The organism is uncultured Clostridium sp. (genome assembly GCF_900547735.1).
Classification (GTDB): Bacteria; Bacillota; Clostridia; order Lachnospirales; family Lachnospiraceae; genus Otoolea.
Genome location: NZ_URHZ01000070.1, coordinates 15419 through 30444, shown reverse-complemented (window position 1 = coordinate 30444; position 15026 = coordinate 15419). Strand labels below are relative to the sequence as shown.

At 49.1% G+C, this 15026-nt stretch carries 16 protein-coding genes, 1 tRNA gene and 1 pseudogene; 5 read left to right on the top strand and 13 right to left on the bottom strand.

The window, feature by feature from the left end; genetic code table 11:
- From QZT18_RS18570 to QZT18_RS18530, 9 genes and pseudogenes are all read right to left on the bottom strand, one after another.
- Positions 1-1351, bottom strand: a pseudogene (locus QZT18_RS18570) (hypothetical protein); the annotation flags it as partial.
- 59 nt (positions 1352-1410) lie between these two features.
- Positions 1411-2163, bottom strand: a complete 753-nt coding sequence (locus tag QZT18_RS18565) for a hypothetical protein (RefSeq protein ID WP_294150284.1) — start codon at positions 2161-2163, stop codon at positions 1411-1413.
- 18 nt (positions 2164-2181) lie between these two features.
- Entirely contained in the window at positions 2182-2739 is a 558-nt protein-coding gene (locus QZT18_RS18560; protein ID WP_294150282.1) for a hypothetical protein, read from the bottom strand.
- Positions 2736-3251, bottom strand: coding sequence for a signal peptidase I (locus tag QZT18_RS18555; RefSeq protein ID WP_294150280.1), 516 nt, complete (start codon positions 3249-3251; stop codon positions 2736-2738). The genes QZT18_RS18560 and QZT18_RS18555 overlap by 4 nt, the downstream gene beginning before the upstream one ends.
- Before the next feature lie 7 nt (positions 3252-3258).
- Positions 3259-4977, bottom strand: a complete 1719-nt coding sequence (locus QZT18_RS18550) for a carboxypeptidase regulatory-like domain-containing protein (protein ID WP_294150278.1) — start codon at positions 4975-4977, stop codon at positions 3259-3261.
- Positions 4978-5134: 157 nt separating this feature from the next.
- Positions 5135-5764, bottom strand: coding sequence for a hypothetical protein (locus QZT18_RS18545; protein ID WP_294150276.1), 630 nt, complete (start codon positions 5762-5764; stop codon positions 5135-5137).
- Between the two features lie 172 nt (positions 5765-5936).
- Positions 5937-6572, bottom strand: coding sequence for a signal peptidase I (locus tag QZT18_RS18540; RefSeq protein ID WP_294150274.1), 636 nt, complete (start codon positions 6570-6572; stop codon positions 5937-5939).
- Positions 6565-6762: a hypothetical protein gene (locus QZT18_RS18535; protein WP_294150272.1), complete on the bottom strand. Its 198-nt coding sequence runs from the start codon at positions 6760-6762 to the stop codon at positions 6565-6567. The genes QZT18_RS18540 and QZT18_RS18535 overlap by 8 nt, the downstream gene beginning before the upstream one ends.
- Before the next feature lie 503 nt (positions 6763-7265).
- Positions 7266-8105 carry a tyrosine-type recombinase/integrase gene (locus QZT18_RS18530; RefSeq protein WP_294150270.1) on the bottom strand — a complete coding sequence of 280 codons (840 nt, stop codon included), beginning with the start codon at positions 8103-8105 and terminating at the stop codon, positions 7266-7268.
- 208 nt (positions 8106-8313) lie between these two features.
- Between QZT18_RS18530 and QZT18_RS18525 the strand changes: the two genes are divergently transcribed.
- Positions 8314-8401 (top strand) — tRNA-Ser (locus QZT18_RS18525).
- Positions 8402-8763: 362 nt separating this feature from the next.
- On the opposite strand, the gene QZT18_RS18520 is transcribed toward QZT18_RS18525, so the two are convergent.
- Positions 8764-8916, bottom strand: coding sequence for a hypothetical protein (locus QZT18_RS18520; RefSeq protein ID WP_294150268.1), 153 nt, complete (start codon positions 8914-8916; stop codon positions 8764-8766).
- Positions 8917-9109: 193 nt separating this feature from the next.
- On the opposite strand from QZT18_RS18520, the gene QZT18_RS18515 reads away from it, so the two are divergent.
- Entirely contained in the window at positions 9110-9658 is a 549-nt protein-coding gene (locus QZT18_RS18515) for a hypothetical protein (RefSeq protein WP_294150267.1), read from the top strand.
- Between the two features lie 112 nt (positions 9659-9770).
- On the opposite strand, the gene hcp is transcribed toward QZT18_RS18515, so the two are convergent.
- Genes hcp through QZT18_RS18500 form a run of 3 tightly spaced genes read right to left on the bottom strand, consistent with a single transcriptional unit; the run spans position 9771 to position 12617 of the window.
- Positions 9771-11366, bottom strand: a complete 1596-nt coding sequence (hcp, locus tag QZT18_RS18510) for a hydroxylamine reductase (protein ID WP_294150265.1) — start codon at positions 11364-11366, stop codon at positions 9771-9773.
- Between the two features lie 52 nt (positions 11367-11418).
- Positions 11419-11772 (bottom strand): cupin domain-containing protein, encoded by a 354-nt coding sequence (locus QZT18_RS18505; RefSeq protein WP_294150263.1) that lies wholly within the window; start codon positions 11770-11772, stop codon positions 11419-11421.
- A gap of 56 nt (positions 11773-11828) precedes the next feature.
- Positions 11829-12617 (bottom strand): ATP-binding protein, encoded by a 789-nt coding sequence (locus QZT18_RS18500; RefSeq protein WP_294150261.1) that lies wholly within the window; start codon positions 12615-12617, stop codon positions 11829-11831.
- 132 nt (positions 12618-12749) lie between these two features.
- Between QZT18_RS18500 and QZT18_RS18495 the strand changes: the two genes are divergently transcribed.
- The 3 genes from QZT18_RS18495 (at position 12750) to QZT18_RS18485 (ending at position 14970) form a co-directional block, all read left to right on the top strand.
- On the top strand, positions 12750-13403 hold the full coding sequence (locus QZT18_RS18495; RefSeq protein ID WP_294150259.1) for a Crp/Fnr family transcriptional regulator: 654 nt from the start codon (positions 12750-12752) through the stop codon (positions 13401-13403).
- A 326-nt stretch (positions 13404-13729) separates the two neighbouring features.
- The gene (locus QZT18_RS18490) at positions 13730-14050 is read left to right on the top strand and encodes a PadR family transcriptional regulator (protein ID WP_294150258.1); all 321 of its coding nucleotides are present in this window, start codon (positions 13730-13732) and stop codon (positions 14048-14050) included.
- Positions 14050-14970 (top strand): DUF2812 domain-containing protein, encoded by a 921-nt coding sequence (locus QZT18_RS18485; RefSeq protein ID WP_294150256.1) that lies wholly within the window; start codon positions 14050-14052, stop codon positions 14968-14970. The genes QZT18_RS18490 and QZT18_RS18485 overlap by 1 nt, the downstream gene beginning before the upstream one ends.
- Positions 14971-15026: the final 56 nt, after the last annotated feature.

Below are 15026 nucleotides of genomic sequence, written 5' to 3'. Positions count from 1 at the left end.
CGCCGGAGCTGTTGCCGCCGGACTGAGAGGAATCATTCGCGCCGGAGCTGTTGCCGCCGGACTGAGAGGAATCATTCGCGCCGGAGCTGTTGCCGCCGGACTGAGAGGAATTGTCTGTGCCGGAGCTGTTGCCATCAGACTGGGAGGAATCATTCACGCCGGAGCTGTTGCCGCCGGACTGGGAGGAATCGTCTGTGCCGGAGCTGTCGCCATCAGAGCCGGAGGAATCATTTCCACCGGAACTGCCGTTAATGGGGGCGGAAGAGTCATTTCCGCCAGAGCTGCTGCCGCCGGAATTGGAAGAATCGTGTCCGCCTGAACTGCCATTACCGGAATCGGAGGAAATATTACCGCCAGAACTGCCATTATCGGAATTGGAGGAAATATTACCGCCTGAACTGTCATTATCGGAATTGGAGGAACCATTGTCGCCGGAACCGTTGTTATCAGAGCCGGAGGAGCTATCCCCGCTGGAGCTGTCCGCACTGTTTTTCGAGGAATCGGAGCCGCTGGCGCTGCCGGAAGAATCCGAATTATTGGTTTCAGACTTCCCAGCTTCTGATTTCCCAGCTTCAGACTTCCCGGAGGTGGAGCCGGTATGCTCAGATTTATCGCCTCCTGAGGATGACCCTTCGGATTTGTCTGATTTGCCTCCTGAGAAACTTTGAATTGAGGATTCCAAGCCTGTTCCACTCAGGGGCTGGAAGGTCAATTGAGCCGGATGGTCTGATACTGATGCTGTTTCCGCATTTGAATCGGTGGCAATCTTTTGACCGTCTCCCGGAGTCTTTGAGGGTTTATGTTTTTTAGGCTTACTGCCTCTATCCGTTTCTTCTGAATCATCTCCATCATCCGTATCGTCCCTATCATCCGTCTCCTCCATCCGGGCAATCTCTCCGTACTCAAACAGATTGCGGATTTTAGTAAAATGAGGAGCTGTTTCCTGTGTATCACCTGAAAAGGCATAATCACCGAAGCCGACGATACTTTCAGGAAGGCTCAGTTCACCTCCCAGTTCACCGAGTCCGTAAAACAGATATGAACCGATGTAGGTAATTCCCCTTTCAATGACCAGGGTATGAATTTCTCCGCTGTAGTCCAAAAACGGGGCTGTGTCTGCCTGATAATCATCGGTATCCCCGGTCCCGGAAAGAGTCAGTACTCCGTCTCTCAGTTTTGCGGTAATATTTGTACCGATATGAAAGGTTTTAGATTTGCCGCCCGTTGCATAGGCGGCCATAAAGCCGAGATTCAGATGACTCAACAACAGGCAGAGAACCACCAGGAACGCCAGAAAGCGGCGACGCGGGCCTCTGCGGAAAATTCTTTTTTTCAGAGATTTTATCCTCATGGCTACTCCTCCATTTGAAAAGCCGGGAACGGACTGTTCCGGTTGTGATGATTTTAAAGTCATTTCAGATTGATTTGATCGGCAAAGGGGGTACTGTCCCGGCTCAGATCGGCCGATGCGGTCAGTTTCAAAAGAACCAGCGAATAAACGCCGCAGCCGGGCGATTTAAAAATATAGCTTCCGTCCGCTGATACGATGCGCTCGTCGGTGGCGTCGGGAATCACGTAATCGGGGAGCAGAAGAGGGATGTCTTTTGCCGAGTCGGTACAGGTTATAATAAGAACCGCCGCAGTGCCGCCGGAATTGTCATCCACCAGAAACTGATTGCCGAGAGTCATTTTAAATGTGGCTGTGAGTATTTTCTTATAGGGGGATGAAGCGGTTACGGCTACGGTAACATCACTGCCGTCCTGGCCGGGATAAACCGTGATAAGTCCTGTGCTTTCAGCGCCGCCGGATAAAAGGCCGGCTCCGCTTGTGCCGGCTCCGCCGTCCGTTCCGTTGACGATGCTGTAGGTATAGTCAATGTCGACAGACGTCGTTCTTTGGGAATCGGCATAATTATAAACGTTTATCTGAAAACTACCGGCCTGGGGATCCATATAATAAAAGGTGCCGGCCGGTGGATTTTCTTTCAGCAGATCACTGGTGAAATAGAAATCCTGAGCCGAGGCGATTCCGGCTTTCTGATGCTGTGTCACATAGCGGGCAGCGGTGATGCCGGCAAAGGACAATAAAAGGATTGCCGCCAGCAGCGCCGCGGCCGGCAGGAGGCGCCGCCTGATAAAGACGCCTGAAGCAGATTGTTTCATTTATTTACCTCCTGTCCGTTATGGCGCGGCATCCGGCAGAGCCTGCCTTGCGTCAATGGTCATAGTGATCAGATCAATTTCGTCCGAGAGACTTTCATCGTCATCATCGGGAGGCCATATAACGGTTAAAACATAGGTATGTGTGACGCCGGAAGAGGAAAAAGGCAGCAGGCCTCCCGACCAGGAGAGCGGCCCGGACTCTGTCACATAACCGCCTTCCGGAGCGGAAGTGTCGGCGCCCTGCAGCTTGTAGGTAAGCGGCAGATTGCCGGTGGTGGTGATGGTAATGGAATATTCCTGGGCCACATCACTGACCGTGCTGTTTTTAGTATTTGTAACCACAAAGGCAATCTCTTTTTCCTGTGACGGCCTCATGCCTGCCAGTTCCGCGGTCAGATCCACCTGATTTTGGTGTGAATCTGTTACATCTAGGGCAAATGCGGCCGTTTTTGCTTTTGCAGAGCCGGAGACACTGCTGCTGTAAAAGGCGTAGGTAGTCCCGATAACCAGTGCACCCGCCGCGGACAGACAGAACAGATATGCGGCAATTCTGATGGCCGACAGATGTTTTCTCATTTTCTGCACCTCTTTCTGTAACCATTCATTCTCTTTATCAAACCTGGAAGGAACCAAATCAAAAGTCCCAGAAATAATATCGTCAGGACACCCTTCTGCGTGCGCAGAAAAAGCAGAGCATTTCCCGCGCGGGGGAGAATCAGAACGACGCGCCCGGCAATCTGTTCCGGCCGCACAGGAGCTTCGTCCCGGGTATTATTGTTATCCCCTTTTGTAATACTTCCCTTATCGGTCTGCTCAATCAGGCGATGTGTGATCAGGATGCCGTCATTCCAAAAGCTTATCATATCGCCCGGCTCATATTGTGCTTCGCGCCGGATAATCAGTTGGTCTCCGGCCGAAAAAGCGGGTTCCATACTGCCGGATAATACCGTGACAGAAGAATAACCCAAAACAGAGGGCAGTTTTTGGCCCGAAACGGCACATGCGGCAAGCTGGTGGAGACATACCGCCGAAAGGAGGATAAGGATAAGCAAAAGCAATTGCCGTAAAAACCTGCATATTATTTTCATGGTATTGTCAATTCTCCTCGGCATGAATCAGAAGCTGAAGCGTGTATATCCCTCCGGCCTCCCCTATCGCGGTATCGGCTGTGTCATTCCCGGCAAACGGCCATTCCCAGTCTAACTGGTATGTAATAAATTCGTTCGCACCGATTTTATCCTGCAAGGTCAGTTTACCGTCCGTAATGGAACCGGATACAGCCTGTCTGGTGAGTTTGCCGCCGTTTGCTTTTAAAGGAGTCAGCGTAATTTGAAGAGGAAGATGGACCTCTCCCTCGGAAATATCCAGTGTAAGTCTTAACTCTCTGGAGAGCGTGTTTTTTAACTGGAAACGGTAAAATCCGGAGGAGCCCGGGGCTATTTTTTCCGCAGGCCCGCCTGTACGGTTATAGAACAAATCGATTATATCGCCCTGGTTCCATGGAGTATAGTGAGCGGTATCTTTGACATTTCCCCAAAAAGTAAGTTCACCTTCACCGCTTTCGGTGGTGGGTTCAGTGCCTTCGGTGGTGGGCTCAGTGCCTTCGGTGGTGGGTTCGGTGCCTTCGGTGGTGGGTTCGGTGCCTTCAGTGCTGGCCTCCGTGTTTTTCGTGTGGCTGCCGCCATGTCCTCCGCCGCCGGAGTTGCCGCCGCTGCCTACGGCTGATGATTCAGAGCCGTCCGATGGAGCAGGAGCGTCAGGTAAATGAGACGGTGCCGTATTATCTGGGGAAGCGTCAGGACCGGCATCGGTATTTGGTTTAGCGGAGGGACTGCTCCCGTCGGGGACGCCCGATGTCTCTGATGGGCTGTCGGCCTCTGTCTGACGCTCTTGTATCGGTAAAGCGTTTCCGCCTATTGGTATAACTGATTCATTATTAATAATTACGCCGTTTTCTCCGGGAGCCTGGATTTCCGACCCCGGGAGAGTGATAGTCCCGTCCGGTTTGATTAACGTTTCATCCGCCAGGGTGACGGAGCCGTCCGGTTCAACGGTATAACCGTTTCCTGTTATTGGTTCGTCCGGATAAATTACGGTGTCATCCGGTAAAATAACTGCGGCGGCGTTTCCACTGCTGTTGGGGATTACAATGGTACCGTCCGGCAGGTGGACGGCTCCTCCCGGCGTTACAATGACACCGCTGCTGGTAGATGCCGTACCGGACGGTGTTGTGACCCATCCACGGTCATCGGCATAAAGATGCCGGTCCGGCTGAAGCGTAATTTGGCCGTCGTCCAGTTCGATGACCAGTTCCAGGATTCTGATATCGACGGCAACGGTGATGGCGTAGTCCTGGTTGGAGTCTCTGGTGATAATTACGCCCTGTTCCTCTTTATCCGGTGATATGGTGACGGGCTGTTTCGCATCCACGGAGCCGTCCTGGTTATAAACAGTGATAGTGTGTTCACCAAACGAAACATTGGGAAATAAAAAACGTCCGTCCAAATCAGTAACCGTCGAGACGGGCTCACTGTGAAGTTCGATATGCCGTCCGGCAGCCGGGGAGCCGTCTGAATAGAAAATGCGCCCTGTCAGATGTGTCCTGGTTCTGGCGGCAGATTCTTCCGGGGCAAGTAAAATCGTATCGATGATTTGTCCGGCCGGCTTTTGTCCGGCACGTTTTCCCAGCAAATATCCGGCAACGCAGGAGGTAATAAGAGCCAGGGACAGCAGCAGGAACAGAAGCAGCCACCGTCTTTTTGATTCATCTTCCTCTGGAGCGGGGGGAGATGCAGTATTGTAAACTCGCGCCATTTTTCCGGTATCCTCCTTATCTGTAACGAAAACAATCTGTTTTCAGCCTGCAGGAAAAGGCATCACCGTTTGTGATGCCCTTTCCTGAGGGCTGATTTCATCCCCCCGGGGGACCGCCCCGGCACAGGGGGCGGAAAATGAATGATTGATATGAAGTTTATGGGTTGGATGACGTTGGAACAATCTGTTTGCCGGTGACGGTGATATCCAGAGCCCAGGTCTTTCCGGCATAGGTGTTGTCATTACTGGTTTTAGTATCGTTCTCTCCAAATCCCCATGCCCAGTAGATTGTGATGTCCTTTTTCATATCATTGGCTGTAGTGGAATAGTCAATATTACCGGTTGGAATCGTTAAGTTATTCAGAGCGACACCTGGTTTTGAAGCAGTGATTTCTTCTGTTGAAAACAGTAAATCATCCGGTAAGTTGGTTCCGGATGCGTCAGGCTTTGTCGTCGAAGCTTTGATAGCTACATCGTAGTCAATGCCCACTTCACTGCCGCTGCCATCGATCTCAATCGTGAATTTTCCGCTTGCACCGGGAGCGATAACGCCCTCTTTCAGAGTCGTTTCATCATAACTGGTGTCGCCCAGGTCAATAGGAGTAGTAGTGGTTAGTTCAGCTCCGCCATGATTGGCTTTAAAACTCCAGGCGGCTACCGTAGCTGTGGCGGATCCGGTTACTTCGGTTACATATCGGGCCATGGTTCCGCCCAGGAGACAGGTAGTGATTACAGTCAGCATCAGGGCAAGGGCGCCAAGGCGGCCTACATAAGACTTTTTCTTCATTATGTACTCTTCCTCGCTTTCTTTTATAAATGGGGAACCGTGTAGAGGTTATGTATCGCCCAGGCACGGTTCCCGCATGTGCCTGCGGCAGTCTGCACCCAGGCAGGAGTCTGGTTATAGTTACAGCTTCAGTCTGCTCTGTGCCCGCAGGCAGAAGCTGGTGCATGAACAGCTATTCTTTTTTTGTTTCCGGTTCCCTTCGTGCGGCAGCCTGGCCGGAGCGGAGTTCTTCCAGTTCGGCTTCCAGTCTGGCGGTTCGTGCGGCATCTGCTTTATCCAGGCGGCGTCGCTGCCGGATGTCCCAGAGAATGAAAAGGAGGAGAGGACAGAAGATGAAAAGAATCATGCCCACAGGAGTCTGGATAAAGAGGATAACATTTCCCAGTCCGCCGATCCGTCCTCCTTTCCAGATACCTTCAATCTGTCCCGCAGAGACCGCCAGACGGTCCGCCGTATTATTGGCATCACCCTGAGTCACATACCGGGGCAAACCGTCTTCTCCGGCGGTAATGTCCATGATTCGGTGAGTTACGGCTTTTCCGGATGTGAGATAGCAGATGACATCACCTTCCCGAAGCACCGACGGTTCCGTTTCGTGAATGAAAATCAGGTCGCCCGTATGAATTGCCGGCTCCATGGAACCCGAGAGCACGATGGCCGGTTTAACCCCGAATATCCCCGGAAGTTCATCGGGATTCAGATAGGTACGTGTGATTAAAATTATATTCATCAGAATAATCGGAACAAGAAGGATACAAAGTATGGTTCCGGTAATTGCGGACAGCGGAAATTTGTGTTTTTTAATCATGTGTTTCCTCCTTATGGTTCCCCTCTTTTGGAGACAGAGTATTTTGGAGGTTCTGCCGGATTCGGAAAATATCTCGGCAGTATCTGGCATAATTGAATGCCGCATCGGTATTGCCGTTTATTTCCCTTTCTTCGCAGGGAAGATTTATGTTTACATTAAGCTCAAGTTGAACCGTTGCTGTTTCTTCCATTGCCGCCCTCCTTTTTATCTGTTTTTTGCAGTTTTTAAATACAGGAATATTGATTTATAACATAATCGACATTATGTGATGAAACAGCGGCGAATCACACATCCAACGGTACGCTTCCCAAATTCTCATCAAAAAAACAGCCGGTTGTTTTTACCTGCTGTCAAGGAAAAATACAATATAATAGACGATTTTTTATCGAGAACAGAATATTCGGGCTGCGTCATTATTTCATTCAGCCGGAATCTTTTTTGAGTGCCGGAAAATTAAATCCGTTCGGCGCCTCTTTTCATTTCGCATGCGGGTTTAACACGTCCTGTGTTATCTACCGATAAATGGGCGCAAAAAGCCAGAGGTATACCATATATTTCTAAATATATCTTGCAAAAATCCCCTTACTGAGGCATAATAATTTGGTAAAGAGTTGCATTTTTATGTAATTTCATCACATAATGTCGATTATGTTATTTTTAAACCAGATTCTCTCTTACAGTAAGAAGCTTCCTCTATAGAAGCAGGTTCAATCTGGACAGGGAGCGGATACATTCTTCTTCAGTTGTAGAAGTATAGATTCGGGTTGTTTCTATATTTGTGTGTCCCAGAATATCTGCGAGCCGTACAATATCCTTTTCCAGCCGGTAATAGGTCAGGGCGAAAAGATGGCGAAGATTATGGGGAAACACTTTTTTGGGCTCAATTCCCGTGTTTTTACACAGCGCTTTCATTTCTGCCCAGATATTACATCGGTTGAGAGGCGTTCCGTTCTTCGTCACAAAAACAGGACCTGTGCCGATGCGGTTTTCCCTGCAGTATCTGGCCAATATCTGTCTTAAATCTTTCGAGAGAAAAATTGTCCTTTCTTTTCCCTTATTAGCAATGCGCACACTGCCTGTGCGGAGCGTTTCTGCCGTAATATACCGGTGTTCGCTCACTCTGATCCCCGTACTGCAGATTGTCTGGATGAGAAGGCAGAGCCGTTCATTTTTATTCTTTTTGGCTTCCAGGACTAATTTTTTATATTCTGCTATGCTCAGTTCTTTATCTTGCTCCCGGTATGAGCGGTGTTGGATTTTTAATAACTTAACCTGTAAATCATGATATCCGCAAAAAGATAAAAAACGGTTTAAGGCAACCAGCATACTGTTGGTGCTGGTTGATTTGTATTTTTCCGACAGGCTTTTTTTATATTCAAGAATCATGTCTTTGGAAAGCTCTGTTCCGCAGGCCGGAGAGGATAGAAAGGCGCGTATATCACGCAGATATTTTTCGATAGTAGATGCAGCACATTCTTCATTGATGAGATGCTGCTCAAATTGTTTTAACTGGATTTCGTTAAGCAGTACCATTGCGTATTAAGTGTCCTTTCGATTTTTTATCTATTATACCCAAGATTTCCTTTTTCTATTTGAAAAATTCATAAACTCTGCGCCCGCGGAATACGGCAAAACGTATTATTTTACGGTCCGGAAGCAAAATAGTGGATGACAAATATCAAAATGTTTAGTATAATATCAGAGGTGCAGTAGCAGGCCATGTCTGCTGCGTCTGAAATATGGAGATGTACCCAAGTGGCTGAAGGGTCCGCACTCGAAATGCGGTAGGTCGGGTAACCGGCGCGAGGGTTCAAATCCCTCCATCTCCGTTTTATAACGGTAACCTGTCTGTGAAGAGAAGAGGTTATCGACATTCAAAAAAAGCTGCGTTGCAGTTCTGTGGATACAGAAGTGCGGCGCAGCTTTTTTTGTGGATAACTTTATGATTTACGTTAGATTTAACTTTATGTTTAATACGGTAAGACAAACATGTGAGAAAATTCCGGAAGAAGAATGAGTGGGAAAATATGGTCAATAATCTACCATATGGGATAAGACGGAATCAGCAGCTGCCCGCCCGGAAAAACAGGCAATGCCTCAGAATATCCGGCGGCACTGCCTGCCCAATCAGATACCGGATACCGGAAAAAGTCTGGTTTATCAGATCTTCTCCGGTACCGGTGTCCGGGCGTCAGTTTTCACTTTCCGCCACGATCTCTTCTAATACTTTGATTAAATCAAAGACATTTTCCAACCGGACATTGCGTTCCAGAATCGAATTTTTCAAATCAACAGACAGTGATTCGAATTTTTCCTGGACTGCCGGAGCTACATAGGATGCCATATTATCACCTCTTTGATAGGTTGTCACGTAAGAGAGAAAAATATGCAGAAATATTGCAAATTATGGTTATTATTTACGGGAAGAATTGCGCGATGCGTGTTACTGTTCGCGGCACGGTGCCTTTTAGATGGTTGTGAACAGTAAAAAAGAGTATGGAAAAGCCGCGTCATAAATATAGAAGGAGACAATGGAAATGAACATAGAATCAGGAATTTTATCGGCGGCCGTGACACTTGTAATCGCAGTTTTAAACTGTTTTTACGGTTACCGGTTAAAAGAATTGTGGATTGGCCTGTCGGGCTTTATGGTGGGAGCGCTGTTCGGAGGCAATATCGCGTGGAAACTGAGCGGAAGCGGCTGGATTACCGCGCTGGCGGCTCTGATTGCGGGGCTTGTGGTGGGGGCGGCCGCATTCCGGCTGTACCTTGCGGGGATTTTTATCCTGGCCTTTCTGATGGTATTTGAAACAGGAAAAATCCTGATGCGGGAAGAGGGAGTTCTCCTGGTTTTGCTGCCTGCGGTTCTGGGGGCGGCCGCCGGATTTCTGGCAATGAAATTTACGAAAGTGGTTCTTATACTGACAACCTCGCTGGGCGGCGGTTTTTCCATCATGGACAGCAGTATGAGAATGATAAATGCACAGCAAACGGGATTTACCGTCCTGTCGACCGTGGTGGTGGGGCTGACGTTTGCGGTTATCGGGGCCGGTGTCCAGTTTTGCGTCACGGCAAAAGGCAGATGAAACATCCCGTTTCCGGTTTTTAATGTTTCATCTGCCTTTGATAGGTATGAGACGTTAAGCCCGCGCCGTTTGTTTTCTATGCCGGAATACGCCGGATGACGGGGAGCCGTTCTTATTTTCCAAGCATCTTCCTTAAATCCTCTTCCGGAGTTCCGGTCGGTGAAATGTGGAAGTTCTCAACGAGATAATTCAGCACATTTTCAGAGAGGAAAGCGGGGAGCGTCGGACCCAGGTAAATTCCCTGCATGCCCAGATGAAGCAGCGACAGCAGAATGCAGACCGCTTTCTGTTCATACCAGGACAGTACCAGGGTCAGCGGAAGGTCGTTGACGCCGCAGCCGAAGGCATCCGACAGGGCCAGAGCCACCTTGACGGCGCTGTAGGCATCGTTACACTGTCCCATATCCATCAGGCGGGGAAGTCCGGCAACCGTTCCTAAATCCAGATCGTTGAACCGGTATTTACCGCAGGCCAGGGTGAGAATCACGCTGTCGGCAGGAGCCTGTTTTACGAAGTCGGTATAGTAATTTCTTCCCGGGCGTGCGCCGTCGCAGCCGCCCACAAGGAAGAAATGGCTGATATCGCCGGATTTTACGGCCTCCACCACTTTATCCGCCACGGAAAGAACGGTTCCGTGACCAAAACCTGTCGTCACCTCTTTTCCTCCGTTAATGCCTGTGAATTCCCGGTCTTCCTCATACCCGCCGAGTTCCAGGGCTTTTTCAATGACAGGGGTAAAATCTTTATCATCCCCGATGTGGACAAGTCCCGGCCAGGCCACAACTTCGGTCGTAAATACACGGTCGGAGTAGCTTTCTTTCACCGGCATCAGACAGTTGGTGGTGAAAAGTACGGGAGCAGGAATACCTGCAAATTCCTTCTGCTGGTTCTGCCATGCCGTGCCGAAGTTTCCTTTCAGATGGGAATATTTTTTCAGGAGAGGATAGGCATGGGCCGGGAGCATTTCACCGTGGGTATAGATATTGACGCCTTTTCCCTCCGTCTGTTCGAGCAGCAGTTTCAGGTCGTATAAATCGTGGCCGCTGATGACGATAAACGGGCCTTTTTCCACGGTAAGGGGAACCGTAGTGGGAGCCGGGGTTCCAAAGGATTCCGTATTTGCACGGTCCAGCATCTCCATACAGCGTAAATTTACTTCGCCCGTCTCCATCACAATGGGGAGCAGTTCATCCATGCCCCAATCCTCGCCGATGGCAAACAGGGCTTTTAAAAAGAAGCGGTTGACCGTGTCGTCGCAGTATCCCAGCACCATGGCATGGTAGGCATAGGCCGCCATCCCACGGATACCGAACAGAATCAGGGATTTCAGGGAACGGATGTCCTCATCGGCATTCCAGAGGCTGTTCATGTCGTAATCGCTGTTATGGCCGCAGGGTGAACCGCAGGCCCGGCAGCCGGGCACGATGGAATTCTTTTCTTCCTGCACCTGTTTTATCATCTGCCGGATGGAATCCTCATCAAAACTAACGTTGGTAACGGTGGTAAAAAGTCCTTCCAGAATAATCCGGCAGGTCTTATCCGTGACCGGATTGCTGGAACAGGATCTGGCAAGGCCGATCAGGGCGCCGGTCAGTTCATCCTGAAGTCCGGCCACGGAAGCCGTTTTACCACAGACACCGGCCCTGCCGGTACAGCCGCTGCATCCGGCGGTCTGTTCGCACTGAAAACAAAACATTTTATCGTTCATTTATTTTTCTCCTTTTTTAAGCTGGTATAAGTGATGTGATGAGAGAAGCCCGTTACGCTTCTTTATTAAATGGGAAAACTACGACTAGAAGCATTTTAAAAGGTTCTTCCGCATACACGGCGTGGGGCTTCTTGGCCGGCATAACCAGGGTTTCCCCTGCGTTCAGGACGTGGATTTTGCCGTCCACGGTAAAACGGCCGCTTCCTTCAAGTACGGTGACCATCGCGTCACCCTCGGAATCGTGGGTGCTGATTTCCTCATCCTTGTCAAAGGCGAAGAGCGTGATGCTGACGGCGCTGTTCTGGGCCAGGGTTTTGCTGACAAGCTGTCCCGGCTGAGTTGTGACCTGACCGCACAAAGTAACGGCTTCCTCATGGGCGATATTTTTTATATAGGGATATTTCATGGTTTTCTCCTTTCATATGGAATCTGCATAGAATTAAGTTACCGTTTACTCTACGTTCAGTCCAGAATCCTGCCGTCGGTTGAGATGGTTACAACCTGCCATGGAATGAATTTCCCGCTGGCCTGCAGCGCATTTTTCGCCGCGTGTTCGATTCCGCCGCAGCACGGAACTTCCATGCGCACTACGGTAACGCTCTTAATATCGTTGTTCCTGATAATTTCCGTCAGCTTTTCCGAGTAGTCCACGGAATCCAGCTTCGGACAGCCAATCAGGGTGATTTTGCCTTTGATAAACTCGTTATGGAAATTGGCATAGGCATAGGCGGTACAGTCGGCTGCAATTAAGAGCTTCGCTCCGTCAAAGTAAGGCGCCCTGACCGGAACAAGTTTAATCTGAACCGGCCACTGGGATAACTGACTTACCGGAACCGGGGCTCCGGAACAGGAGGCCGTACCGGCCGCGTCCGCATGATGGTCAACGGTGTGGTAGGCAGGGGCTCCGCCGTCACCGGGACGTACTATTGTTCTGCTCTGGGAGCCGGGACAGCCGCAGGGGAGAGGAGTTTCCTCGCCGGAATGCTCCGCAGCCGGTGATTTTTTTGCGGCTTTTGCGGCGGCTCTTGCCTTAACGGCCGCTTCATCGTAGGGCGCCGCCTCTCTTTCTTCAAATGTAATGGCTCCTGTCGGACAGGCCGGGAGACAGTCCCCAAGACCGTCACAGTAATCATCCTTTAAAAGCTTTGCCTTTCCATCCACCATCCCGATGGCTCCTTCATGGCAGGCAGCGGCGCAGATACCGCAGCCGTTACATTTTTCTTCGTTGATTTTTATAATTCTTCTTATCATAATAATTCCTCACTTTCTGAACCGGTAATATAACAGTAAGTTCTTTTTCCTGTACCTCTTGAACTTGTGGTTACAGTATATTAAAATGATTGCAATATGTCTGTTGTAATTACAACGTAAAGGAGAAAAATTATGAAAAATAAATCGATGCCGGATAATTGCCTTTTCCGGGGCTTTACGGAGGAGGAGACGGAGAGTGTCCTGAAATGCCTGTCCGCCGTCAGCCGGTCCTATAAAAAAGACGAATACATTTTCCGAATGGGTGATACGATTACCACCGTTGGAATGGTAATTACCGGTTCGGTCCAGGTGATGCGGGAAGATTACTGGGGAGACAGACAGATCATTGCGGGGATTGGAGCGGGGCAGATATTCGGTGAGAGTTACGCCTGCGCGGTCGGGGAACCCCTGATGGTCAGCGTTATGGCGGCGGAAAATACGGAAGTCATGTTTCTGGAAGTCAGGAAACTTTTGACGGTCTGTTCGATGGCATGTCAGTTTCATTCCAGGGTAATACAAAACCTGCTTACCGTTATTGCGGGCAGAAATCTCACCCTGACGACGAAAATTGATCATATGAGTAAGAAGACAATCCGTGAAAAAGTACTTTCTTACCTTTCCTATCAGGCCGAGAAAGAGGGGAAGGGAAGCTTTGACATCCCGTTCAACAGGCAGCAGCTGGCCGACTATCTGGCCGTGGACCGGAGCGCTCTGTCCGCCGAACTGTCTAAAATGCAGAAGGAAAAGATTATATCATACGACAAAAACCATTTTGTACTGTTATAGCGCTGCCGGGCGGAAACTGGGATAAAGCTTCCGCTTAAAATCTACAGGCAGGGAGCACTGTTCTGAATAATGTAAGAAAATAGTAATATCATTGGAATTGACAATATCGAATATCGATAATATAATAAAAGTATAAATATCGATATTCGATATTGGCTGTGAAAGAGAGCTTTTAAACTTACAATATAGGGCTGCGGACAGACGGAAAGTCTAATTAGAAAGTCAGAATAGAAAGTTAAAACAGAAAGTAAAAGCAGAAAATTAAAACAGAAAATTAATATGGAAAATCTAACAGGAATCAAAGATAGAAGAAAGGGGGAGCGGCCATGGCAAGGGAACAGTTCCAGAGTCTTACGGAACAGATGTATTACATCCTGCTGGCTCTTTTAGAGCCGAGATGCGGAGTTGATATTTCCAGAAAGGCCATGGAGATATCGAGAGACAGAATCCAGATAGGGCCGGGAACCCTGTACACGCTTCTGGCGAAGTTTGAAAAAGAAGACATGATACAGGAGGTAAAGGTCGAAGGAAGAAAGAAATACTATCAGATAACCGTTCACGGAAGAACGATGCTTCAGGAGGAATACAGACGCCTGGAGACACTGGTGGAAGAGGGCCGTGAATATATGAAGGGAGGCAGTTTATAATGGCAGGGAGAAGATACCGGTATTGCAATTTCAGGGAATACGAAGGAGAGGCATTTGCCAGATATCTTGAAAAGATGGCGGCAAAGGGCTGGTATATAGACAGGAGCATGCTAAACAACATCTGGTCTTTCAGAAAAGGGGAACCTTCAAAGCGCCGTTACAACGTGGTTCTGATGCCTGGCAGCAGCCGGTTTGACATTGAAGAGAATGAAGGCAGCGGTCAGTTCCGCGAACTGTGCAGTCAGGCCGGTTGGAATCTGGAATACGGAGGAATTCTCTGGCAGATTTTTTATACGCAGGAGGAAGATGTACTTCCGGTGGAGAGCGATCCGGAGACAAAACTGGATTTAATCCGGGATATCATGATGGCGCCCTGGCGCCTGGTTCTCGATTTCCTGATTGTCTGTTGTCTGCTGGCCCCTGCGATAAGCGTGATCTGGAAAACGGGAATCGATTCTTTATCCATTTTACAGGCGGCAGGCTGCGGTCTCCTGGCTGTCTGGGCAATCTACAGGGCCATCAGCCGGTTTAGCATGATTAAATGGTACAGAAAGGCACGTCAAAGTGTGGAAAGAGGAGATGGGATTCCGTCAGGAGATGTAAAACAGGCCATGTTCAGAAGCGGCCTGGAACTTGTTTTCTCAATTATCATTATTCTGGCGGCATTTCAGATACGTCCGCTGCTCATAACGCTTATCTGGATAGAAATGCTCGAAAGCGCCTGCATAGAAGTGTTCAGATACAGGCGGGACAACGAAGGAGCGGCCGGGGGAGAGAAGGCCAGGGTTATAATAATTCTCGTGATCATCATACTGATCGGAGTTATTTTCTTCCCCCTGGATTATATTACAAGGATAACTCCCGACTGGATTGAGCTTGGAAAACAGAACCCGGTAATCATAGAGGAGACAATAGACTAATTTTCTATTTTTCTATCACAAAAAAGAAGCAAAATAAGCACAATGAGAGGAGGCAG